This is a genomic window from Lederbergia sp. NSJ-179, from assembly GCF_022867885.1.
Taxonomy (GTDB): domain Bacteria; phylum Bacillota; class Bacilli; order Bacillales; family Bacillaceae_C; genus Lederbergia.
This window is the reverse complement of sequence record NZ_JALIFP010000026.1, coordinates 24,600-47,173: the sequence shown is the minus strand read 5'-3', so window position 1 is coordinate 47,173 and position 22,574 is coordinate 24,600. Positions and strand designations below refer to the sequence as shown.

Genomic DNA, 22,574 nt, shown 5'->3' with positions numbered 1-22,574 from the left:
CTCCTGTCTATGTGAATACGGCTTAATTCAGTGGTCTTGTGCACTTAAATGGGTATACATATTAATAAGAATGATAGGATTCCAGTTGAATAATTCGTTGATTTTTACTTCCTCGAAAGGCTAAGGTTAAGTCTCGTTCTTCCAGTAGAAAGGGACCATCGACTAGGACATCACAGTGATGAAGCAGTTCGAGCTTGGAGGGATCCTCCGATTGAACAAGCTGTTCGAAGGTATATCCGCTATAGATCCATATATTCTTTCCTGCTTTTTTCAAGGCTTTGGCTAATGGAGCGACCTCTTCTGCTTGAAAAAAGGGCTCTCCCCCTGATAACGTCACATTGCTCAAGGGGTTGCTCGTTACTTCCTGAAAAACTTCTTCCACGGTCATATCCGTTCCATTCCGGAAATTCCAGCTTTTTGGATTATGACATCCTTTGCAAAAATGGGGGCAGCCGGCGAGAAAGACAACGGTTCGTAAACCTTCGCCATCGACAACGGAATCATGAAGGATATTCATGATCTTCATTGGTGCTTCACTCTTTCTTCTTCTTCTTTCCGTTTAGCCGAATTCCACTTACTCATATCGCCTACTAAATACCCGGTGATCCTTCTAATTCGTTCGATATATTTTTCGTCCTGGTTATGGCAGCTAGGACATTCGTTATCAATGATTCCCGTATACCCACAATGGCTGCACCGATCAACGGGATGGTTGATGGATCCGTAGCCAAAGTCATGCTGCGCCATTGCTTTTACAATCGCATCAAGAGCGGGAATATTTTTAGAGACATCCCCATCACATTCAATATAGGAAATATGCCCACCATTGCAAAGAGAGTGGAAGGGTCCTTCTTTTTTAATTTTGTCGATCGCTTTTATTGGGTAATACACCGGGATATGGTAGGAATTCGTATAATAGCAGCGATCTGTTACTCCGTTTATTTTTCCGAATTCTGCTTGATCCCGTTTTGTGAATTTCCCGGATAACCCTTCAGCAGGTGTGGCAATTAAAGAGAAATTGAGTGAGTACGTCTCCGTTGCTTCGTCCATTCGTTTGCGCATATGCTGGATGATCTGAAAACCTAGCTCGTAAGCCTCCTCTGATTCACCATGATGTTGGCCCGTTAAAGCAACTAATGCCTCCGCTAAGCCAATGAAGCCGACGCTTAGGGTGCCGTGCTTAAGGACCGATACTACCTTGTCCCTACTTGCAAGTGTTTCACCATCTCTCCAAACACCTTGTCCATAAAGAAAGGAGAAATTCTTGGCCATTTTTTGGGCTTGCCATTCGAAACGTTCCAGTAATTGTTGGATTGCTATCTCTATGTATCGATCCAACTTTTTGAAAAAGGCCTCACGTGACTGAGTGGTTAAAGCAATTTTCACCAGATTCATTGACGTAAAGGAGAGATTGCCTCTGCCGATGCTTGTTTGATCTCCATGGATATTGGCCATTACCCGGGTTCTACAGCCCATATACGCGACTTCCGATTCGGGCGTTCCATCATAAAAATCGATATTAAAACTAGAATCAATAAAACTGAAGTTTGGAAATAACCGTTTCGCGGTTGTTTCCAGTGCCAACTGATAAAGATCGTAATTGGGCTCATTGGGTTCAAAATTTATTCCTTTTTTCATTTTAAATACTTGAATCGGAAAAATAGGTGTTTCCCCATGACCCAGTCCCGCCTTTGTCGCGAGTAGAACATTTTTTATCAGCATTCTCCCTTCCTTCGATGTATCGGTCCCATAATTAATCGACACAAATGGAACCTGGGCACCGCCTCGCGAGTGCATCGAATTACAATTATGAATAAAGGCTTCACAGGCTTGATACACCGCTTGATCCGTTTCTTCCCATGCCATTTCCTGGATGCTTTCTTCCTCCAGATTCAATGGATAGTTCTTTAATCGATTGTAATGTTTTTCATAGGTTTTACGGACATAAGGGGGTAAATCAAAGTCAAAAAGGGGAAAACTTTGCCCACCATGCTGCATATTTTGATTAGATTGAAAAATAATCGAGGCTAATGCCATGGCGCTGCCCACATCACTAGGCTCACGCATATAACCATGCCCCGTATGAAATCCCCCTTTTAAAATTTTCCCTAAAGGAATTTGACAGCATGTCGTAGTTCCTGTTGCCATATAGTCAAGATCGTGAGGATGCAGATAATTTTCCTCGATCGCTTGCAGCACCTCTTCACTCATTAATCGCTCTTTTGCATAAAACTTTCCCGCTTCAGAGGCAAATTTAGACATTTGCCCCATCGGCGACTGTCCGTCGATATTGGCATTTTCTTGTAATAGATCCAAATTACGTGTTTCGACAATCTCGGTAAAAGCTGAAAATAGTGCCTCTAATTTTGTTGTTGTTTTAGTATGACTCATGTTCCCACTCCTTTCATTGCTACTAAACTCCATATATTGTGATATAGAATTGAAACGACCACAATATATGGTAATTCATACTGTACCATACAATGATTCGACTGACTGTGAGAATGGTCACACCTAGCGTTTTAACGCCAAAGAAAGGCGTTCTTTGCCTTTCTTTGGCGTGGATTTTTTACCTCGAGACCTAGCGCCAGCCAATTTCCTTTCCTATCTTTAAACAAAGGAAGTTAGGCTAATTGCTGCTCGGCAAATTCTCGATATAAAGGATGGATATGAGCTAATTCTTGGTGTGAGCCGCTTCCGGTCACTTCTCCTTTTTCAATAAAAATAATTTTATCCGCATTGACAATGGTCGATAAACGATGAGCGATAACAAAGGTTGTGCGCCCTTGCATTAAACGGGTTAAGGCTTGTTGCACAATGCCTTCCGATTGGCTGTCTAAGCTGGCAGTTGCTTCATCCATCATCAAAATTTTTGGATCTCTTAAGAAGGCGCGCGCAATCGCAATCCGTTGTCTTTGGCCACCAGATAGTTTGACGCCGCGTTCACCAACCTCTGTGTTTAAACCATGTGGAAAAGCTCGAATAAACTGATCGGCATAGGCCATTTTGGCTACTTCCCATAGCCGTTCATCAGAGATTTCCTCCGCATTTTCCAGTCCATAGCAAAGATTTTCGCGAATGGTGCCCGCCATCATGGCACTTTCCTGTGAAACATAACCAATTTGATTACGCCAAGATTCCATCGACAAAGCTTGGATCGAAGTGTTGCCGATCCGGATATCACCTGAAGTTGGTTCGTAAAACCGTTCGAGAAGGCTGAACATAGTTGTTTTCCCTCCGCCGCTTGGACCCGCAAAAGCGATCATTTCTCCAGGATTCGCTTCGAAAGAGATATTTTGTAGGACTGGCTCACCCTCATTGTAGGCAAAGGATACATTTTGTACAAAAATAGGCTGGTTTGCAATATCCATTGCCATCCCATCTTGCCCTACTTCCAATGGCATTTCCAATATATCCATAATCCGTTCAGTTGCCCCTTTTGCCTTTTGTAATTGGGTAAAAAACATCGCAAAGGTTGTAATCGGCATGATAATTTGAAAAAGATAGAGCAGGAAAGCCACTAACGAATCAGTTGACATCGATCCATTCGCGACACGGATTCCTCCATAGCCAATGATCACTACAATGACGAGCATCATGACAAATTGCATAATCGGTGCGATGAATGCGGTAATTTTTGCCTCTTTTAACCCAAATTCAAGTAGTCTTTTGATCCCGGATAATCCTTTTTGTTCTTCATTTTTTTCGGCTGTTGAGGCCTTCATTAAGCGAATTTCACTCAGTGTTTGTTGAATATTTCCAGTGAATACCGCTGTTTCATCTTGAAGGCCACGTGATATTTTTGCCATTTGCTGACCAAGTGGAATCATGACCGCGATTGTAATGGGAACAGCAAGCAGCATTAGTAATGTCATTTTCCAATCCATAATAATTAAGATTGTGACCGCTCCAATGATGGAAATAATCCCGGAAATAAATTGGGGAAAATGCTGTGAGATTAAATCCTTTACAATACTTGTATCATTGACAATTCGACTAACGGTATTTCCACTGGCTGTTTGATCAAAATAGCTTACAGGTAAGCGAACAAGCTTGAGCCACATGCGATCACGAAGTCTAGCGACAATCTTTTGACCTACTGCTGTGAGTAAGTAAATGGAAAGCCCGCTAATGACCGCTTGAATAATAAAGGCTGCTCCGATTGCGATGATAAGTGGTATGCTTAAGGATGAGAGGGAGGAGCCATCGACAAAATTCTTTGTCAGTAATGGGACAACAAGACCTGCAAGTGTTGTGATTAAACTTGTGATTAATCCAATGGTCAACGCCAGCTTAGGAATATTTGTTGATAAAATAAGTGAAATAAATGGTTTGAGACTATTTTGGTTATTTTTCATAGGTAAACTCCTTTTTCTATCTATTGGTGCTGGAATCCGAAAAGGTAATCGTAAATGTCGTTCCTTGATTTGGTTTACTTGCCACATTTATGATTCCTTTATGCATATCGATGATTTTTTTCACAATCGAAAGGCCAAGTCCACTGCCGCCTGTTTCGCGGGATCGTGCTTTATCAGCTTTATAAAATCGTTCGAATAAATGAAGCTGATCTTCTTCCGCAATGCCGATTCCAGTATCTGAAATCTCGACAATAAGTTCTTCTTTTCGCCGAAAAGTAGCTATACGAATGGTCCCTCCAATGGATGTAAATTTAATGGCATTATGGAGCAGATTCATCCACACTTGGTCTAATAAGTCTTTATCAGCAGTTATCCACGTTTTTTTCAAAGAAATCTCCATTTCCATTTGCTTTTCGGACCACTGTGGCTCACAGGATAATAGCGCATGTTGTAATTGCTTATCTAATCGATATTCCTGTAATTCGAAAGAATGTTGAGCAGATTCTAGGTAAGTTAATTTGAGCAAATTATCACTCAGCTTGGACAGTCGTTCACTTTCCGTTTCGATAATAGAAAGATAATGCCATCTTTCTTTTTGAGTGAGTGTTTCATTTTTCAATGACCGGGCAAAACCGCTAATAGAGGTAAGCGGGGACTGGATTTCATGAGAAACATTGGATACAAATTCTTGCCGCATCTGCTCCATCTGCCCCAATTCCTTGGACATATAATTGATGTTATCGACAATTTTTGAATATGGATCCTCTGGATGGTCATGCCCAGGAAGCTTTTTAAGCGTGATCTGGTAGTCGCCCCTTGCGATTTGTCTCATCGCATCAATAATTGATTGAACGAATTCTGCCTGTTTTTGCCGCTGTTTTGGAAAAAATTTCGAAAATAGAAATAGGCAGCAGCCAAAAATAAAAAATCCGAATATGGAGTTAAAAAGCTGAATTAGATATTCATTAAAGTGGATATGGAACAGCTTATAGAAAAACTGTGTGATAAAAAAAGCAGCTGACCAGCAAATCGATAAGGATACAATCATTGTTGAAAAGGCTAAAAACACTTTTAAACGGGCTCTCATTCTCATTCGTGCTCCAAGCGATAACCTAATCCGCGGATCGTCTTAATGCTGAAAGCATCGGATTCATTTGCAAATCGCTTCCGTAGTCGTTTGATATGCACATCCACTGTTCGCTCGTCCCCTTCATAATCATAGCCCCAAATTTTTTCAATTAATTGTTCGCGTGTAAAGGTCTTCCCAGGATAACTGCCTAATAGAAATAGCAATTCAAATTCTTTTCGAGGCAAAGTGACTGGGTGCCCGTGATGATGAACTTCGAATGTTTTGCGATTCAGCAATAACTCTCCAATCTGGATTTGTTGGGATACAGAAATTTGGTACCTTTTCAATAATGCTTTGACTCTAGCAACAAGTTCGAGTGGTTCGAATGGTTTCACTAAATAATCATCTGTCCCCATATCAAACCCTTTGAGTTTTTGTGATGTTTCTCGTTTAGCTGTCAGCATTAATAAAGGAAAATCATAAAATTCTCTAAGCTCACGGCATAATTCCCAACCATCCATATTAGGCATCATAATATCTAAAATGACTAAGTCCACTTGGGTTGATTCAACCACTGTTAAAGCCTCTAGTCCATCTGCAGCTTCATAAACTTTAAATCCCTCATTACGTAAAAGCAAACGGACCAGTTCCCGAATATGCGGATCATCATCCACCATTAAGATTTTCGCCATTGTGTATCATTCCTTTTTTGATTGGTATCACGATCATAAATCAAATATACCTTATGTGGATAATGACTTTCATCACCACATGAAGATCATAATAAAATATTATGAACTGAATATGAACTTTTATATGGTGTTTTTTGGGTGATAAAGATAAAGAAGCAGACCCCTTTATAGATAGGGCCTGCTGATGTGTTCCGAAGGCGTTGAAAAGTTTTTGGATACTAGTAGTAAAAATCACTGCCGAACCTACTAAGTTCGTGTCGAACATCGTTATATCACCTATTTTTTATCCAGCTTTTTTCTCTTTTAATGGCGAAGCTGAAATAACTTTATTCTTCCCTGCTTCCACTCCAGCTATCAAAATAATCATTGATAGTAGGAATAATAGAAGTAGCGGAATTTTCCATCCATGGAATAAATCATGTAAACCTCCAAATAATACGGGTCCGATAGCAGCTAAAAGATAACCGAATGATTGAGCCATGCCTGACATTTCTGCAGCTTCTTGTCCATTTTCGGTCCTTAAGCTGAAAAACATCATCGAAAGGCTAAAGGCACTTCCTGCTGCCATGCCAATTAGGATAACAGAGATGGCTATGAATGGCTTACTTCCTAGAAAGATACCAACGATTCCGGCCATAAAGAAAATCGCTGTCAAAGCAGCAAAGAATCTTTGGTTCTCCATTTTTTCCGCCATGACCGGGATAATAAACGTAATAGGAATAAGTGCAAATTGCATAAGGAAAAGCATCCAACCAGCAGCACCTGAGCTGTATCCATGGGATTGGAGGATCTCGGGTAACCATGTAATCATCGTATAAAAAATGAGGGATTGCAGTCCCATAAAAATGGTAATATTCCAAGCTAATGGGGAACGCCAAATGCTTTTACCTTTTTGGGCGATGGCTTCTGTAGTTTTTACCGATTCACTTTTTTTCCATAGTTGTGGAATCCAAAAAAGTAAAGCAATCACAGAAAGAATGGTCCAAAATGCGAGCGATCCTTTCCAACCAATCCCTTTTATGGAAGCGATCGGGACACTCAAGCCGGAACCTAAGGCACCAAACAGATTCATAAAAACGGCATAGACACCGGTCATCATGCCAATTTTTAAAGGGAAATTCATTTTGATGAATCCGGGCAATAACACATTACCAATTGCGATTGCCATCCCAATCATCATCGTACCAGTGAAAAGGAAACCAGCCCCGACTAGTGACCGAATCGTTAACCCAATCGTTAAAAAGAGTAGGGAGAAAAAGATGGTCTTTTCCATCCCAAACCGATTGGCTAGTTTAGGTGCAAATGGAGAAAGAAAGGCAAAAGCGAGTAAGGGTAAAGTTGTGATGCTTCCGGCTACCGCATGGCTTAAGCCTAAATCATCACGGATAAATGAAATAAGGGAGCCAACGGATGTTAACGGAGCTCTTAAATTCGCTCCGACTAATATAATGCCTAGTAATACGAGCCAATGAGCATTATTAATGGATGTGTTTTCTAGTGATGCAGAGTTCTTATTCAACGATTATTCTCCTTCAATTTCTGATTCTAAGTTTTCTATAAAGTCCTTAATATATTGATTGACATATTTAGTGACCCCTTCGATATCTTGCTCACGAATCGCTCCCAATTATTCGCTATGAATGGGGCTTTTCGTAGTCAAGCAGTGTATTTGTCAGTATGTTGGATATATTATCATGATTGAAATGGAGTGTAAATGTAAATAGCTAATCCTATTAAAAAAGCCAACGGTCTCCATATGGAACATTGGCTTTGATTGATCCTATTTTTTTCCTTGGATATACATGGTCTCAATTCTTTCCCGAATTTTTCTTGAAGATGTTCATCATAAGGGAAAGCTGAATTTGTTCTTCATTTTCCTTCCATCGGGTTACGGATGGCCCCCAAAAACAAAATGGCATCCGTTCGATGATCGGTAATCATGATAATGAACGGTCGATTGATTTCCATAATGAAAGGACCGTCAATCAGCGCTGAAGTAATCTTCATTTCTACAGAGGTAGCCGCAGCCGCTTCTGTCCCTTTTTCATTTACATCAATGAACGTTTTTTGTTTAATTTGGCTTATCCAAATCGATTCATCCTCTTGAATCATTTTTGAAAAATTTGCGGTATTCTCCTGAAAGGCCGTTTTCATCCCTAATTTTTCCAAACTTTCATTTAGAATCGTTTCGTATTCAAGTTGGAATTTTGGTAACATGACCGTTCCTTCCTGTGGCTTCATTTCTGTTTTCCAGGCTTGCCAGTTTTCATTTGTTAGTAATGGGATGATTTTCTCCAAACTAGTGCTTTCTTTCGGTAAAATCACATTCATGCTCATTTCCTGCTTCTCACCATATGGAAGGGTAACGGCCTGAATATCGTCATTTTCCATATAAGCTAGTTTCTCTTTGACTGTCATCAAGGGCACATCCTTAGTCGACCCATCTTTTAAATGAAAAGGACGATCTTCCGTCAACTTCTGGTCAAATTCATAGGTCCAATCCCCTTTAAAATAAATGGCATTGATCAGTATCGAAACAATATTAGGGTCTAATCGGGAATCGACGATATCCTCTATCTTGCTATTGGTTGATTGCTGGACCCAATCATTGATTTTATTGGGGGTTTTGCTATCAGTTATATCCACTTCCTGGATTTTTGCATTAAAATAATCTTGGGTATTCGTTTTAAAATGTTTTTGAAAGTGGAAATGTTCGTTGAGCCAAATAGAGTTTGCCACATTCAATTCGACTTGTTTCGAGCGGTTATGGAGCATGGACATGAAAGAGGCATTTGCTTTATTTAAATCCTCTACATCAATCCCTTCCGTTTGTAACGCCTTGGCTATTTCATCCTTTGTTTCACCATCCGCCCCGTTATAAACCATGGAAAGGGCCATCAGCAAACTAGTAGGAGAAATAAAGATATTCCCCTCGTCATCCGGGACAACCTTGGACAATAATTGAAAACCTAATTCATTATTGGCAGAATTGATTTTTTGATAATCATCTTTCCCATAGTCTACATCGCTTGCTATGGCTAAACCATCTTGATTGGACATTGTGCCACATCCTGTCATCGATAAAATGAAAACCGAAATCAATAGGGGGATAATAATTCTATGTTTCAATTCGATCACCTTCCTTTATCCATTAGACTGAAATAGAGAGAAATAGTTACAGTTTTTGTAAAAAGAAGAAAGTATTTCATTCGATGTTATGTTATTATGAAGGATTTTTCAAGGCGAAAATAGTATAGATGTGCTAAAATGCAAGGGATAAGGAGGGAGATCATTGGCTTGGATCTATGTACTGTTGGCAGCCATTGTCGAAGTGTTTTGGGTCATTGGTTTAAAATATTCTGATTCGATTATTGAATGGATTGGAACCGGGATTGTTATTGTCCTTAGTTTTTATTTTATTATTAAGGCCTGTGAGAAACTTCCGGCTGGAACGGTATATGCTGTTTTTACTGGATCAGGCGCCGCGGCCATTGTTTTGATTGATTTTCTTGTTTTTGATGCGGATGTTTCACTCGCAAAGGTTTTCTTTATCGGCTTAATCATTATTGGGGTAATTGGCATTAAAATAACGACTCCGGATGATGAGGTAGCAACGAGGGGAGGAAATTAAATGGCCTGGATTTACTTAATGGTTGCGAGTTTAGGCGAAATTTTTGGCGTGATAAGTATTAATTTGTATTTACGGCATAAATCGATTGGCAGGCTCCTCGCCATTATTGGGACATTCGGAGGCGGATTTATTTTCCTTTCTATGGCGATGCGTGATATCCCATTGGGAACGGCTTATGCTGTTTGGACAGGCTTGGGAGCAGTCGGTGCCGTTTTAATCGGAATTCTCTTTTTTAAAGAACCTGCTGGCTGGAAACGCATCCTTTTTTTGGTTTGTATTATCGCAGGAGCAGTGGGATTAAAAGCATTGGGGGAGTAAAAGGGGAAAATAATTTTATTCCGATGCTGTCTTCGGAAATATAGAAAGATCTTCATGAATAAAGCCCTTTAAAGCGTTGATCATACAGTGACCCTATAGGAATCTCTATAGGGTCATCTACATTTATTTAAGACGTTTATTTGGTGTTCTTTTTCTTAGCAGCATTTTCTAGTTTGCTTTTTGGTTCCGCCGCAAATTCCGTCTCAGCATAACCTTGGGGAGTGACACTTGTAGCGTTTCTTCCTTTATTTTGAGTGTGAAGCTTTTTCCGCGGTACGTTTTTTTCCCTTGTCATTGATTTCACCTCATTTATAAAACTTTTTCATTAGTGTCTCCAAAGAAAAAGGTTCTATGATAAAAAATTGACAGAATAACACATAACTCATTCCGTAGATAGGTAAAAAAAATAAAAACTTCATTCCATTTTGCCCACACGAGCATATTCTGTATAAAGCTCTATTTAAGAGTAATTCATATATATAATGGTCAAATTCGTTTCATTGCTCTTTTATAAAATATGTGGAAGGGGAGCGGATAGTAATGGGGAAAATCGGGAAAATAGTAGGGGTTGCCGGGGCGGTAGCAGGAGTAGCCTATCTGGCAAACAGTGGTAATCGGGAAAAGCTAAAAAAGCAATTCAATAAGTTTAATGCCTCTTATTTAAAGGGTTTAGCAAAACCTTCTGAGTTAGAGGATGCCAAGATGGTCGATGAAGGCGCAATGACAAGTGTGCAGTATTATAATGAACTCCAAGAAAAGTCTGAAGAAGAATAAAAGAATGTTTAGGACCACCATTTAGGATGCTGGTGGTTCTTTTGTGTTTAGAGCGGAGAAATTATGAAGGTAAAAAGAGTATTTCTAAGCGGATATACTAAACAGATCCTGTATGTATATCTTCATCATTTGCCCGATGATTTGTAAATCGGAAAATTACTTTCTGAAAAATAGGAAAGCCATACATTACTTGGAACGTATAAAAATGCATGGCTTTTAAACATGGCTTTCGAGCTACTGCAACACGTACTGCTTTTAATGAGAGTAGCTCGATTCTATTTAAACAGAATCTTTTGCTTCGTTTTCGCACTTTCTATCGCACCAAAGACCATTTTCATGCTTTCAATATTATCATGACAATCTGTTTCGGCTCGTCTGTCCTCTTTTAGTGATGCGAACATTTCATCTAAGCAGCCCCAATGTCCTTCTTGCCCATTCCAATCGCATTCCACTTCTCCTTTTTTCATGGGATTCATAAAGCCAGAATGTTGGTCGGAATCGATCACCTCATAGGTGGGATTGCTGTTTCCATCCCAGCATGCGGACCCTTTGCTTCCTGTGACACGCCAGTCCGCTTCCCATGATGTATTCATTCCTTCTGCACACCAAGAACCATTATAGGAAAATACAGACCCATCACTCATTTCGAAGATACAGATGGCAGAAGCATTGCCCTTATACCAGGATCCTGGTGGATTATATTCATGACAATAGACAGATACAGGGTCAGCGCCACTGATAAAACGTGCTTGGTCAAAGGTATGGATGGCCATATCGAGAATAAGTGGATGATCCATTACATCACGAAACCCTCCAAAATGGGCTCCTATAAAAAAATCTGCATGCAGGGAACCAACTGTGCCAATGGTTCCATTGGACAGAAAAGCTCGAAAAGCTCGGATCTGCTTCAAATACCTCCGATTTTGCATGACAGCATAGCGTTTTCCGCTTTGATCTGCCACTTGTAAAACAGTTTCTGCATCCTCTAAAGATTCGGCCATTGGTTTTTCCCCGAAAACATGACAGCCAGTTTTTAACGCAGTTGTGACAATTTGCTTATGGGCGGCAGGGATGGTGACATCGAATACAAGGTTTGCTTTTGTTTCTTCTATGGCCTGGGCTAAATCAGAAAATGCGGGTACCTTTAAATTTCGACGTTCCGCCATTTTCCGCGCCGCCGCGATATTGACATCGACAAGGCCGACAATTTCCACATCTTCCCGTTTTGTCGCATAATCCAACCATGTATTCGACATGCCTCCACAGCCTGCAACAATAATTTTAAATGAATCCAATTTTCGTAGCTCCTTCACTTTAAGGGATTAATAGATCATAGCAGTTATGAATGATAACTCATCCAATCAAATCGAAAATTCTGCAATCGTTATACACCCCAAAAATTACCGAAATGATAGAAATTATAGAAAAAGGGGCTCCAATCGCCGCAATTTGACTTATTGAATCGCCCCTTCTTTCCTAGTAGCAACTTTTTATCTACTAAGAAAAGCCGCTTATCCGTGTTTTCTTTGGAAATCAATCATAAAATGACAAAGTGCCGTACAAGCTTCAAACGGTACGGCGTTGTAGGTAGATGCCCGGCAACCGCCAACAGAGCGGTGGCCATTTAAACCAACAAAGCCTTCTTCCTTCGCCTTGGTTAGAAATTCCTTCTCTAATTCTTCATTTTGCAAGCGGAACGTAATATTCATCAGAGAACGGCTATCCTTTTCGGCATGTCCGATATAAAAACCATTACTTTGGTCAATCGTGTCATAAATGATTTTTGCCTTTCCTTCATTTCTTTTCGTAATAGCGTCAATCCCACCTTGCTCTTCAATCCAGGCAAGCACTTCTCCCAGCATATAAATCCCAAATGTAGGCGGTGTATGATAAAGTGAATTTTTTTCAGCGTGGGTGCTGTATTGTAACATGGTTGGAATCGCTGTGTTCGCCTTTTCCAACATATCTTTGCGAATGATTACCACTGTCACACCTGCAGGTCCTAAATTTTTTTGAGCACCTGCGTAAATAAGACCGAATTGATTAACATCTATAGGTCTTGAAAGAATGTCACTAGACATATCCGCAATTAAAGGAACATCACCAGTTTGGGGGAATGTCTTCCATTGCGTGCCATAAATGGTATTATTTGATGTTACGTGTATATAGGCATCATTTTTATTGTATTTTAATTTATTTAGTTCTGGGATCGATCGATAATGATTCTCTTTTGTGCTAGCAACGTGATAAGGTTCGCCAAATAATGTTGCCTCTTCGAACGCCTTTTCAGACCATGAACCTGTCATGATATAACCCGCTTGCCGGCCGGAGCTTAAAAAATTCATCGGAATCATTGAAAATTGCAAACTAGCCCCACCTTGTAGAAAAAGTACTTCATATTGATCTGGAATGGAGAGCAAAGACTTTAAGCGAGCAATCGCTTGATTATGTACATCCTCATACGTGGCACTTCGATGGCTTAATTCCATAACTGACATACCTGTGCCTTGGAAATCAACAAATTCCTTTTGCGCTTTCTCCAATACAGCGAGGGGGAGTGCAGCAGGTCCCGCATTAAAATTATAAGCACGTTGTTTCAACATTTATCACTCCTAAGATTTTAACCTTGAGTGAATTATACACCTTTGCGGGAGAAAGTGGTCAAAAAGTTGATGAAAATCATTATTTAATGTGAAAATTCCCTTAATACAATTAGAGGATCAAAATCTATGAGAAATGGCTGAACTTATGGAGTGGATTGCCAAACTTAGAGTTGGATTGCTGAACTACGGTGATGAATTGCTGAACCTCGGGGGTGGATTGCTGAACTTCGGGGTTGAATTGCTGAACTTCGGGGTTGAATTGCTGAACTTCGGGATTGGATTGCTGAGCTTCGGGGTTGAATTGCTGAACCTCGGGCTGAATTGCTGAACTTCGTGAACAGAATGCCGAACTTCATGAATGGCATGCGGATCTGGACTTAAATTGCCGAAATCTAGGTGCGGCCCATCTACTGCTAACCATGATATAATGAAGATATCTAAGTGCACATATAATTTGGAAGGTGTATCATAAACGTTTAGCCTTTATCCGAAAAAATGAAAGTGTAATAGGGACGAGGGGGGAAAGAATTTGCAAAAGAGAATACTGTTTATTACAGGCAGTATCATTGGTATATTGCTAATAGGATTGATTTTCGCAGGGAATTATTTTTACGGGCAAGGAGTCAAGAGAGGAACCGAAATCGAAATTCACAAAGAAGCAGCTACAGTCAATGCGATAGCTAGTGAAGAAGATCAGAGTCGTTTAGCAGAAGCCGAAGCTTGGTATGAGAAGCAAGATCCCGAAATATGGGAAATGACTTCCTACGATGGGTTGAAGTTAAAAGCGAAATATATTCAAAATGAGAATGCGACTGGAAAAGCTGTTATTTTAGCGCATGGCTTTCGTAATACCGGCGATGATATGGGAAAATTAGCGAAGTTTTACTATCAGGAGGGTTTCAATATTCTTTTGCCAGACGCTCGGGGACATGGGGAGAGTGAAGGAAATTACATCGGTTATGGTTGGCATGAACGGCTTGATTATGTCGATTGGATTCAACTTCTAATTGATGAGCACGGTGCAACGGATATTCTTTTACATGGAAATTCCATGGGAGCCGCAACGGTTCTGATGACAAGTGGGGAAGAACTGCCAGATGAAGTAAAGGGGATTATTGCAGATAGTGGCTACAGTTCTGTCAAAGCAGAGCTTAAGCATCAATTAAAAAATATTTATCATCTGCCCTCTTTCCCTCTTCTAGACATAACCAGTGGAATTACGAAAATAAGAGCAGGGTATACTTTTGAAGAAGCTTCCGCTGTTAAACAAGTGAAGAAGAATACACGACCATTGTTCATTATACACGGGGATGCGGATGATCTTGTTCCCACTGCCATGGCTCATGAACTTTTTGATGCCGCTGGTGGGGAAAAAGAGTTATGGATTGTGCCAGACGCAGGACATACAAAAGCTTTTGACAATGTGACGGAGCAATATGAAAATCGCTTAAAAGAGTTTATCGATCAAGTGCTTTCATAAGCTGTGAAAGGACCAATAAAATATACAAAAAGGCTGTCCGGAAATTCTGTTTTGCGTCTATTTCTAGACAGACCTTTCTACCATTCTTGTTAATGTGAATCCTACACGGCTCTCAAACGCAGATTTCAGTAGACCAAGTGGGATTTATGATCGATGTACAAGGAAGTATGGTGAATTCTCTCGACTTTCATCTATCAATGTAGTCATCCGTCACTAGAAAAGGGACAATTTAACTAGATGACAGCTTGTTTTTGCAAAAAATGTAAAACTTTTTATCTGCTTGACAAATTCCGACAGACTTTTTAAATAGAGTGCTGTACAGTTATCTACAAAGGTAAAAATTACCAGATTCAGGATGTAAAAAAACAGGAGCCCCCAGAGGTAGAATTATACTGAGCATGTATTTTTGATTAATATCATTTAAACTATCCCTTAGGAGAGTAAAAACATCCATGAACAACTGGCCATTCTTTAACCGTATTATTTGGAAAAAGAAGAAAGCGGTTAAAAAGGAAAAAATAGAATCCAAGAAACTAGAAAAAGAGAAAAAAGAGGAAAATTACGATGAAATTATTGGGCGATTAGCTGCGTTTTTTGCCCATGAAATTCGAAATCCCTTAACCTCTATTATTGGGTTCACCCAATTTCTTGAACAGGATAAAACCGTAAAAACAGACCCGAAAATTAGTCAATATCTTTCCATTATCAAAGATGAAGCTTTACGAATGGAGTCGTTAATTCAAGAGCTCCTTGTTTTAGCCACAACCGATTTTCAGAAAGATCATCTTTCTATTATTGATGTGAAATGTATGGTGGAAAAGACGGTTGCCATTTTTGAAATGCAACCAGAATATGAAAGTGTTCGATTTGAGACAGATTTATTAGATGAGGTTTATATTACCGGGAACGAATCCCGTTTTGAACAATTACTGGTCAATTTGATGAATAATGCAATTGAAGCATCCAAAGGGGAATGTATAATCCATACTCGACTGAAAAAGGAAGACAAAGATGTATGGATCCTTATAACGGATAATGGGACAGGAATTCCTGAGGATTTGATTGAACATTTATTTTCCCCGTTTTTTACGACGAAAGAAGCGGGGACAGGTGTTGGATTACCCATCTGTAAAGCGATTGTTGAAACATTGAATGGTGAATTGTCTATTCAAAATCAACAACCAAAAGGTGCACAGGTTCAAATTCGACTTCCTTTGATGAAAAACACACCGTAAGGATATTTTTTAAAAAGGAGTACAGTTTATGAATGTGATTATCACGCTTTTGCTCTCCTTTTTTGAATGGTTATGTTTATTTCTTTTCCCAATTGTGGTATTCGGTTATTCTTTAAAAAAGCATCGTAAAGCGCTTGTCTGGATCGCAAGTATAATGAGTGTGGTTTCGTTTCTTTTCCATCATACTTCGATATCTATGACGTATACCATCATTTTGCAAATTATTTTAGCCTTTATGTTAACTAATTGGCTATTAGCTAGTAAGATGCTGGAAGCTTTTGTGATCACAAGTATGGGTTACGGATTTTATATTTTTATCCAAATGATTTTTATGGAAGTGCTTGTAAGAGCTTTTAACTTGGATCATCTGCATTTCTTTAGCGCTTTTTTTGATAAGGCTGTCACTCAGTTGTTAACCATTTTATTTGTATTTTTCTTCAGCATGATTGTTCAGTACTCGCAATTTCAATTAAATGAAGTTCGTTCCCTGATTAAAATGCCTAGAATGAATAGGAAATATCGTCTCCTTATGGTAATGATCTCGCTTTTGATGATTGCTTTTATTTGGTTAACGGCTTACATCCTAATGATTGAAGAGTCTGCTTATAAACAAATGATGATTTTATTCGTCATGCTCATTGGTTTTCTCATTTTATCATTCTATTTATTTTTACATATTCTCCTTCAAAAACAGCAAATTCTTGAGGCGAAGAAACTTTTTCTTGATCAAGAACAACAAATGATTGATCGGATTGAGAACTTGAAGGAAGAGGAGAGACAGCATTTTCAGTCAATTGTCAAGCTAGCCAACAGACAAGCCTGCGAATTGATTACAGATTACATCGGATCGAATGATTTAGATAAAGCACCATCTAACTTAGCTCTCGAGCAGGGTTTGTGTTCCCAACTTGATGAACTATTCTATGTTTTATTAATCAATAAAAGGAAACTCGCTCATCTTTTTGACGTGACGATCAAGGTGTCTGGGGAGATTCAATATGAAGTGCCGATCTCGCTACAGCAAATCGTTTGTATAAGCAAAATTATTGATAATTTTATTTTTGTGCTCAGTCAAGCATCAGAAGTACAAGACAAAATTATTCACTTTCATATTGACTCAAGCGAGGAAGCGGTGGTTTCGTTTACCATTTCCAGCCCTCTCCGAATTGAGGAAAAAGTGCATGAAAATTTAAAATCCTATGATGCGCTTTTGGAACTGAAACATCTAGGTGCTGTTATTCACTCTAACTTTCAACCAATTAATCTATCAATTCGTTCTCCGATTTTATAAGGGAAGTGATCGAATGTTTGAGAAATGGGCGATAGCCTTTGCGGATCAAATCAAAAAAGCAAATCCTGAAGAAACGGCTCCTCAAGATGTGCTTGTCTTTGGTTTTACGATTATTTTTAATTTACTATTTACGTTACTTTTGGTGATGGTTGCAGGTTGGTTACTGGATGCTACCTTCATCATCTTGCAGATTGGGATTTCCTTTATGATTCTCAGAATTTTATCAGGAGGAGCCCATCTAAATCAGTCATTAACCTGTTCCATCGCAAGCCTATTATTAATGGTTGCCCTGCTATGGTTACCACAAAAGGATATATACGTTTATAGTTATTGGTTCATCAGCTTACTACTCATTTTAAAATTCGCCCCTTACTATGAAGAGCATCAGCTGAAACATTCCGCACAATGGGAAAGAAAAAAGAAGGCATTTGCACTTGTGTGGCTGCTTATTTCTCTTCTATTCTCTGTTTATTTTGGACAAACTGGTTTTGTTTCTGGGGCACTTCTTCAAGCCGTGCTACTTACACCAATGGGAATCAAATCGATTCATACATTGGATCATATAGTAAGTAAATTCTCTCAAGGAGGTGAAAAAGGTGAAAAAACTAGCTAAACATGTTTCAAAAGCTACTCATGCCGTTGCTTCAACATTTGTTTCCGCATCAAGTCCATTGCTACACGCACCTAAGATTCCCGATAGCTTAAACAAAACGAAATAAGAAAGATGCCATGGTCCTTTCGAAAAGGAAGCTCAGTGGAATAATTCCACTGAGCTTTTCAGTGTGCCCCGCAGTTGTATAAAGTTGTTTTGGTAGTCAAGGGAGTTTCATGACGCCCAAAAAAGAAGCCCCAGAGCTGTTTTGGTAGTCATGGAGGTTCATGATGCTAAGCAAGGCGAAATCGAGTTTGTTCGCTAAAGGATGAGCAGGAGAGCTGCTGCAAGAGGTGTGACAATGATTCCGATTTTAAGAAGCTTTTGGGGCGCTCGCTTTGTCAATTTTGCCCCGATATAAGATCCAGTCATTGTACCAACCAGAACAGTCACTAGCAATTGGATATTAAGACTCCCAGCCCAAAAATAACCGGCTCCTCCTGCTGCGGCAATCGGTAAAATGATCAGCATGGAGGTACCTGCTGCCATCCGCATGGGCAATCCAAGTAACAACATTAAACCTAATTGAATAAAAGGAGTGGCTCCAATGCCAAACGTGCCGGATAAGAAACCGGTTATGGCACCAAGAGCAATAACAGATACAAAATAACGTATACTTTTTTTATTTAACTGGCTCACACTTTCTGAAGCCAAGACCAAACGTAAAAAGAGAGCAATACTTGATAAAGCCAGCATACTAGCGGTTAACCACGTTATAATCGATTCAGGAATATTGATGGCGATGCCGGCTCCGAACCATGCAGCAATGGCACCTGTTATGCCAACAATCCCCCCGCTTATCAGATCTGCATTTTTTTCACGAATATGGCTAACCGCTCCTGACAATGAGGTAAACATCATAGCAGCAAGGGCCGTTCCCATCGCCATATGGATTGGGTAACCAAACCCAACGGTTAAGATCGCAATCATAAATCCGGACCCGCCTGCACCAATAAAACCAAGCAATAATCCGGTTAGGAACATAACAAAAATCAGTTCAAACGTAAGCAAAACTTCCATCTCCTCTGAATACAAGCTACTTTTCTATTGATCGATTCTTTTATTGTACAAGTAATAGGTGGAAAAAGCGGCTATGAAACCCATTCCTAATAGATTGAGTATAGGGATTACATAAAAGCTTAAATAGAAGAGGCGCCCACAAATTAAACTGATCCCTATTTTCTATCTTACATTACCACAAAATTTCCCGGGAAATGGACATTTTTTTTATAAAGTAGGGCTTTTTCGATGAAAATTGTAGGCTTATGGAAATAGATAGAAGATTAAGGGACTTCTCTAAAAAAATCATAGTATAATATGAATTAAAAGGGGGAGTCTTATTAAATGAAAACAGAATCTTTTCAAAAAGTTGGACGAGTGCTAGGTCGAATTATTATTTTACAGTTGTTATTTATGGGATTTATTGTAGTAGGACTTGGAATATTTGGTTTTTTTCCTGCCCTTTTGGCTGTCATGGCTGTAGCAAGACAATACATTCGAGAGACTGCTACCCAACCAATCCACCAAATGTTTTGGCAGTTTTATAAAGACATATTTCTCAAAGGGAATATATTTGGTTTAGCCCTATCGCCATTTCAGTGTTGCTATTATTAAAAAAACCAGTTCTTAATTGGTAATCTAGAACGAAAAGGGAAATTATTAGTTTGTTTGCTCAACACTTCACAAACTATTCCTTACATGGTATAGTATAAATAGAATAAAGGCAGAAAGGGGGAAGCGATGAAGTAGGCCTCTATAAAATGAAAGTATGGAATCATTATTTTTTTAGAAGCGTTTGTGAAATTATTCACAAATATAAGGAGGAAAAAACGATGACAGTTGATCAAAAAGTTGCAAATGAAAAACAAGTAACGACTTTAATGATTGATGAACTAGTCGCTAAAGGGCTTCACGCTCTGGAGGAATTCTACCGATTTGATCAGGAAGAAATCGACCGGATTGTAAAGGCAATGGCTTTAGCAGGGATGGATCAGCATATGCCATTGGCTAAGCTTGCTGTAGAAGAAACAAAACGTGGTATTTATGAGGATAAGATCATTAAAAATATGTTCGCAACGGAATATATTTATCACAATATTAAATATGATAAAACCGTAGGCGTAATTAATGAGGATGAGTACGAGGGAGTGACGGAAATTGCTGAACCTGTCGGTGTCATTGCTGGAGTGACACCTGTAACCAACCCAACCTCTACCACGATGTTTAAAGCTTTAAGTGCGATTAAAACAAGGAATCCAATTATTTTTGCCTTCCATCCATCTGCTCAAGCATGTAGTGCAGAGGCAGCGAGGGTATTGCGAGATGCAGCAGTGGAAGCAGGGGCTCCAGAAAATTGCATTCAATGGATTGAACATCCATCTGTGGAAGCAACAAGATTACTCATGGCACACAAGGGCATTTCTCTTATACTTGCAACAGGTGGCAGCGGAATGGTGAGATCGGCCTATAGTTCAGGGAAACCGGCAATTGGGGTTGGGCCAGGGAATGTACCTTGCTATATTGAAAAAACAGCTCGGATCAAGCGAGCCGTAAATGATTTAATTTTATCAAAAACCTTTGATAATGGCATGATTTGTGCATCTGAACAAGCCGTTATTATCGATAAAGAGATTTATTCAGCCGTAAAAGAGGAAATGGTCAAAAATGGTTGTTATTTTCTTGATAAGGAGGAGAGGCATCAGCTGGAAAAGCTAGTGATTAATGAGGCTTCTTGTGCCGTTAATGCTGAGATTGTTGGGATGTCCGCTTCCAGAATTGCTGAAATGGCGGGCATTAAGGTGCCAGAGAAAACAAAAATATTAGTTGCAGAATTGGCTGGCGTCGGCCCGGAATATCCCCTTTCTCGTGAGAAGCTAAGTCCTATTCTTGCTTGTTATCGAGTAAACTCATTGGATGAAGGATTAAAAAGATCTAAAGAAATGCTGGAGTTTGGGGGAATAGGTCACTCTGCTGTCATTCATTCAACAGATGAGGCCGTTATAAAGACCTTCGGATTACAGATGAAAGCAGGCCGAATTATTGCTAATGCACCATCATCCCAAGGGGCCATAGGCGATATTTATAATGCTTATTTACCATCCCTTACACTTGGCTGTGGAACGTATGGTGGTAATTCTGCCTCCACAAATGTTGGGGTTGTTCATTTGATCAATACGAAAAAGGTTGCAAGAAGGAATGTCAATATGCAATGGTTTAAGGTACCACCTAAAATATACTTTGAAGAAAATTCTGTTCAATATTTGCAGAAAATGCCTAATATTTCTAAAGCAGTGATTGTCACTGATCCTGGTATGATAAAGCTTGGTTATGTAGATAAGGTACTTTATTTTTTAAGAAGACGTCCTGAGTATGTTCATTGTAAAATTTTTTCAGATGTAGAGCCAGACCCAAGTATTGAGACGGTCATGAAGGGTGCAGAAATGATGACAAGCTTTCAGCCCGATGTGATTATTACGATTGGCGGTGGCTCAGCTATGGATGCTGCGAAAGGCATGTGGCTTTTCTATGAATATCCGGATGTCGATTTCCAAGGATTGAAGCAGAAATTTTTAGATATCAGAAAGCGAATTGTTAAGTACCCCAAGCTCGGACGAAAGGCACAATTTGTGGCAATTCCAACGACCTCCGGAACGGGATCCGAAGTGACATCATTTTCTGTTATTACAGATAAAGAAGCAAATACGAAATATCCATTGGCTGATTATGAATTAACACCCGATGTGGCCATTATTGATCCTCAATTTGTAAGAACGGTACCTAAACAGGTAACGGCAGACACAGGAATGGACGTACTCACACACGCCATTGAAGCCTATGTATCTGTCATGGCAAACGACTATACAGATGCATTAGCAATGAAGGCCATTCAGCTTGTATTCGAATATTTGCCTACTGCATATCATGATGGAGCGAATACATTAGCTCGAGAAAAAATGCATAACGCCTCCACTATTGCAGGAATGGCTTTTGCCAACGCCTTTCTAGGGATTAATCATAGCTTGGCTCATAAGCTTGGAGCTGAATTTGACATCGCTCATGGACGCGCCAACGCGATTTTGCTTCCACATGTCATCCGATATAACGCCACTAAACCAATGAAGTTTACGGCCTTCCCTAAGTATGAAAGCTTTATCGCTGATGAACGCTACGCCGAAATAGCTAGATTCTTAGGCTTAAAGGCTCGGACGACAGAGGAAGGGGTAGAAAGCCTCGTGCAGGCCATTATAAAATTAGCTCGAGAATTGGACATTCCAATGAGCATTCAAGCAAATGGCGTGGATGAGAAAGAGTTTGAGGCGAAGGTTGAGAAACTTGCTGATCGGGCATTTGAAGACCAATGTACAACAGCAAACCCGAAGCTTCCGCTTGTAACGGAGCTGGCAGATATTTATCGCCAAGCGTATAAAGGAGTGTAACATCTGCTCTTGGCGCCAAGCCACTTTACCCTTTT

Annotated in this window: 22 protein-coding genes; 11 read left to right on the top strand and 11 right to left on the bottom strand. The window is 39.7% G+C overall.

Annotation, left to right across the window (positions count from 1 at the left end):
* Positions 1-61: 61 nt before the first annotated feature.
* From nrdG to MUB24_RS16435, 7 genes are all read right to left on the bottom strand, one after another.
* Positions 62-526, bottom strand: a complete 465-nt coding sequence (gene nrdG / locus MUB24_RS16465; protein WP_244705984.1) for an anaerobic ribonucleoside-triphosphate reductase activating protein — start codon at positions 524-526, stop codon at positions 62-64.
* The gene (locus tag MUB24_RS16460; RefSeq protein ID WP_244705982.1) at positions 523-2,391 is read right to left on the bottom strand and encodes an anaerobic ribonucleoside triphosphate reductase; all 1,869 of its coding nucleotides are present in this window, start codon (positions 2,389-2,391) and stop codon (positions 523-525) included. The genes nrdG and MUB24_RS16460 overlap by 4 nt, the downstream gene beginning before the upstream one ends.
* Before the next feature lie 233 nt (positions 2,392-2,624).
* Complete coding sequence (locus MUB24_RS16455) at positions 2,625-4,358, bottom strand: ABC transporter ATP-binding protein (protein ID WP_244705980.1); 1,734 nt, start codon at positions 4,356-4,358, stop codon at positions 2,625-2,627.
* A gap of 16 nt (positions 4,359-4,374) precedes the next feature.
* Positions 4,375-5,445, bottom strand: coding sequence for a sensor histidine kinase (locus MUB24_RS16450; RefSeq protein ID WP_313898463.1), 1,071 nt, complete (start codon positions 5,443-5,445; stop codon positions 4,375-4,377).
* Between the two features lie 2 nt (positions 5,446-5,447).
* A complete protein-coding gene (locus MUB24_RS16445) occupies positions 5,448-6,119 on the bottom strand; it encodes a response regulator transcription factor (protein WP_244705976.1) in 672 nt (223 codons plus the stop codon).
* A gap of 283 nt (positions 6,120-6,402) precedes the next feature.
* Complete coding sequence (locus MUB24_RS16440) at positions 6,403-7,638, bottom strand: CynX/NimT family MFS transporter (protein WP_244705974.1); 1,236 nt, start codon at positions 7,636-7,638, stop codon at positions 6,403-6,405.
* A 350-nt stretch (positions 7,639-7,988) separates the two neighbouring features.
* Positions 7,989-9,248, bottom strand: coding sequence for a serpin family protein (locus MUB24_RS16435; protein WP_244705971.1), 1,260 nt, complete (start codon positions 9,246-9,248; stop codon positions 7,989-7,991).
* 163 nt (positions 9,249-9,411) lie between these two features.
* Between MUB24_RS16435 and MUB24_RS16430 the strand changes: the two genes are divergently transcribed.
* Together MUB24_RS16430 and MUB24_RS16425 are read left to right on the top strand one after the other, a co-directional pair.
* Positions 9,412-9,750, top strand: coding sequence for a DMT family transporter (locus tag MUB24_RS16430; RefSeq protein ID WP_244705970.1), 339 nt, complete (start codon positions 9,412-9,414; stop codon positions 9,748-9,750).
* Entirely contained in the window at positions 9,751-10,068 is a 318-nt protein-coding gene (locus MUB24_RS16425) for a DMT family transporter (protein WP_244705969.1), read from the top strand. It begins immediately after the preceding gene.
* Between the two features lie 136 nt (positions 10,069-10,204).
* Here MUB24_RS16425 and sspL read toward each other — a convergent pair whose 3' ends face one another.
* Positions 10,205-10,363 (bottom strand): small, acid-soluble spore protein L, encoded by a 159-nt coding sequence (gene sspL, locus MUB24_RS16420; RefSeq protein WP_244705968.1) that lies wholly within the window; start codon positions 10,361-10,363, stop codon positions 10,205-10,207.
* Positions 10,364-10,608: 245 nt separating this feature from the next.
* On the opposite strand from sspL, the gene MUB24_RS16415 reads away from it, so the two are divergent.
* Positions 10,609-10,842: a hypothetical protein gene (locus MUB24_RS16415; protein ID WP_244705967.1), complete on the top strand. Its 234-nt coding sequence runs from the start codon at positions 10,609-10,611 to the stop codon at positions 10,840-10,842.
* Positions 10,843-11,117: 275 nt separating this feature from the next.
* Here MUB24_RS16415 and MUB24_RS16410 read toward each other — a convergent pair whose 3' ends face one another.
* Complete coding sequence (locus MUB24_RS16410; RefSeq protein ID WP_244705966.1) at positions 11,118-12,137, bottom strand: Gfo/Idh/MocA family protein; 1,020 nt, start codon at positions 12,135-12,137, stop codon at positions 11,118-11,120.
* A gap of 216 nt (positions 12,138-12,353) precedes the next feature.
* On the bottom strand, positions 12,354-13,445 hold the full coding sequence (gene serC, locus MUB24_RS16405; RefSeq protein WP_244705965.1) for a 3-phosphoserine/phosphohydroxythreonine transaminase: 1,092 nt from the start codon (positions 13,443-13,445) through the stop codon (positions 12,354-12,356).
* Positions 13,446-13,578: 133 nt separating this feature from the next.
* On the opposite strand from serC, the gene MUB24_RS16400 reads away from it, so the two are divergent.
* From MUB24_RS16400 to MUB24_RS23525, 6 genes are all read left to right on the top strand, one after another.
* The gene (locus MUB24_RS16400) at positions 13,579-13,773 is read left to right on the top strand and encodes a hypothetical protein (protein ID WP_244705964.1); all 195 of its coding nucleotides are present in this window, start codon (positions 13,579-13,581) and stop codon (positions 13,771-13,773) included.
* Between the two features lie 201 nt (positions 13,774-13,974).
* On the top strand, positions 13,975-14,925 hold the full coding sequence (locus tag MUB24_RS16395) for an alpha/beta hydrolase (protein ID WP_244705963.1): 951 nt from the start codon (positions 13,975-13,977) through the stop codon (positions 14,923-14,925).
* A gap of 452 nt (positions 14,926-15,377) precedes the next feature.
* Positions 15,378-16,160 (top strand): sensor histidine kinase, encoded by a 783-nt coding sequence (locus tag MUB24_RS16390; RefSeq protein ID WP_244705962.1) that lies wholly within the window; start codon positions 15,378-15,380, stop codon positions 16,158-16,160.
* 28 nt (positions 16,161-16,188) lie between these two features.
* Entirely contained in the window at positions 16,189-17,451 is a 1,263-nt protein-coding gene (locus MUB24_RS16385) for a hypothetical protein (protein WP_244705961.1), read from the top strand.
* A 13-nt stretch (positions 17,452-17,464) separates the two neighbouring features.
* Positions 17,465-18,064: an accessory gene regulator ArgB-like protein gene (locus MUB24_RS16380; RefSeq protein ID WP_244705960.1), complete on the top strand. Its 600-nt coding sequence runs from the start codon at positions 17,465-17,467 to the stop codon at positions 18,062-18,064.
* Entirely contained in the window at positions 18,048-18,170 is a 123-nt protein-coding gene (locus tag MUB24_RS23525) for an AgrD family cyclic lactone autoinducer peptide (protein ID WP_244705959.1), read from the top strand. Before MUB24_RS16380 ends, MUB24_RS23525 begins: the two co-directional genes overlap by 17 nt.
* Before the next feature lie 194 nt (positions 18,171-18,364).
* Here the strand turns inward: MUB24_RS23525 and MUB24_RS16370 are convergent, their stop codons facing one another.
* On the bottom strand, positions 18,365-19,123 hold the full coding sequence (locus MUB24_RS16370) for a sulfite exporter TauE/SafE family protein (RefSeq protein ID WP_244705957.1): 759 nt from the start codon (positions 19,121-19,123) through the stop codon (positions 18,365-18,367).
* Positions 19,124-19,447: 324 nt separating this feature from the next.
* Between MUB24_RS16370 and MUB24_RS16365 the strand changes: the two genes are divergently transcribed.
* A complete protein-coding gene (locus MUB24_RS16365) occupies positions 19,448-19,717 on the top strand; it encodes a DUF624 domain-containing protein (RefSeq protein WP_244705955.1) in 270 nt (89 codons plus the stop codon).
* Between the two features lie 218 nt (positions 19,718-19,935).
* Complete coding sequence (adhE, locus tag MUB24_RS16360) at positions 19,936-22,539, top strand: bifunctional acetaldehyde-CoA/alcohol dehydrogenase (protein ID WP_280517036.1); 2,604 nt, start codon at positions 19,936-19,938, stop codon at positions 22,537-22,539.
* Positions 22,540-22,574: the final 35 nt, after the last annotated feature.

What these genes read in the sequence shown, in the direction of transcription:
- MUB24_RS16370 (WP_244705957.1), bottom strand. Translation starts at nt 19,123, where the DNA reads ATGGAAGTTTTGCTTACGTTTGAACTGATTTTTGTTATGTTCCTAACC.
- MUB24_RS16400 (WP_244705964.1), top strand. Translation starts at nt 13,579, where the DNA reads ATGGCTGAACTTATGGAGTGGATTGCCAAACTTAGAGTTGGATTGCTG.
- MUB24_RS16380 (WP_244705960.1), top strand. Translation starts at nt 17,465, where the DNA reads ATGTTTGAGAAATGGGCGATAGCCTTTGCGGATCAAATCAAAAAAGCA.
- sspL (WP_244705968.1), bottom strand. Translation starts at nt 10,363, where the DNA reads ATGACAAGGGAAAAAAACGTACCGCGGAAAAAGCTTCACACTCAAAAT.
- MUB24_RS16365 (WP_244705955.1), top strand. Translation starts at nt 19,448, where the DNA reads ATGAAAACAGAATCTTTTCAAAAAGTTGGACGAGTGCTAGGTCGAATT.
- MUB24_RS16390 (WP_244705962.1), top strand. Translation starts at nt 15,378, where the DNA reads ATGAACAACTGGCCATTCTTTAACCGTATTATTTGGAAAAAGAAGAAA.
- MUB24_RS16450 (WP_313898463.1), bottom strand. Translation starts at nt 5,445, where the DNA reads ATGAGAGCCCGTTTAAAAGTGTTTTTAGCCTTTTCAACAATGATTGTA.
- MUB24_RS16460 (WP_244705982.1), bottom strand. Translation starts at nt 2,391, where the DNA reads ATGAGTCATACTAAAACAACAACAAAATTAGAGGCACTATTTTCAGCT.
- adhE (WP_280517036.1), top strand. Translation starts at nt 19,936, where the DNA reads ATGACAGTTGATCAAAAAGTTGCAAATGAAAAACAAGTAACGACTTTA.
- MUB24_RS16455 (WP_244705980.1), bottom strand. Translation starts at nt 4,358, where the DNA reads ATGAAAAATAACCAAAATAGTCTCAAACCATTTATTTCACTTATTTTA.
- serC (WP_244705965.1), bottom strand. Translation starts at nt 13,445, where the DNA reads ATGTTGAAACAACGTGCTTATAATTTTAATGCGGGACCTGCTGCACTC.
- MUB24_RS16445 (WP_244705976.1), bottom strand. Translation starts at nt 6,119, where the DNA reads ATGGCGAAAATCTTAATGGTGGATGATGATCCGCATATTCGGGAACTG.
- MUB24_RS16415 (WP_244705967.1), top strand. Translation starts at nt 10,609, where the DNA reads ATGGGGAAAATCGGGAAAATAGTAGGGGTTGCCGGGGCGGTAGCAGGA.
- MUB24_RS16385 (WP_244705961.1), top strand. Translation starts at nt 16,189, where the DNA reads ATGAATGTGATTATCACGCTTTTGCTCTCCTTTTTTGAATGGTTATGT.
- nrdG (WP_244705984.1), bottom strand. Translation starts at nt 526, where the DNA reads ATGAAGATCATGAATATCCTTCATGATTCCGTTGTCGATGGCGAAGGT.
- MUB24_RS16425 (WP_244705969.1), top strand. Translation starts at nt 9,751, where the DNA reads ATGGCCTGGATTTACTTAATGGTTGCGAGTTTAGGCGAAATTTTTGGC.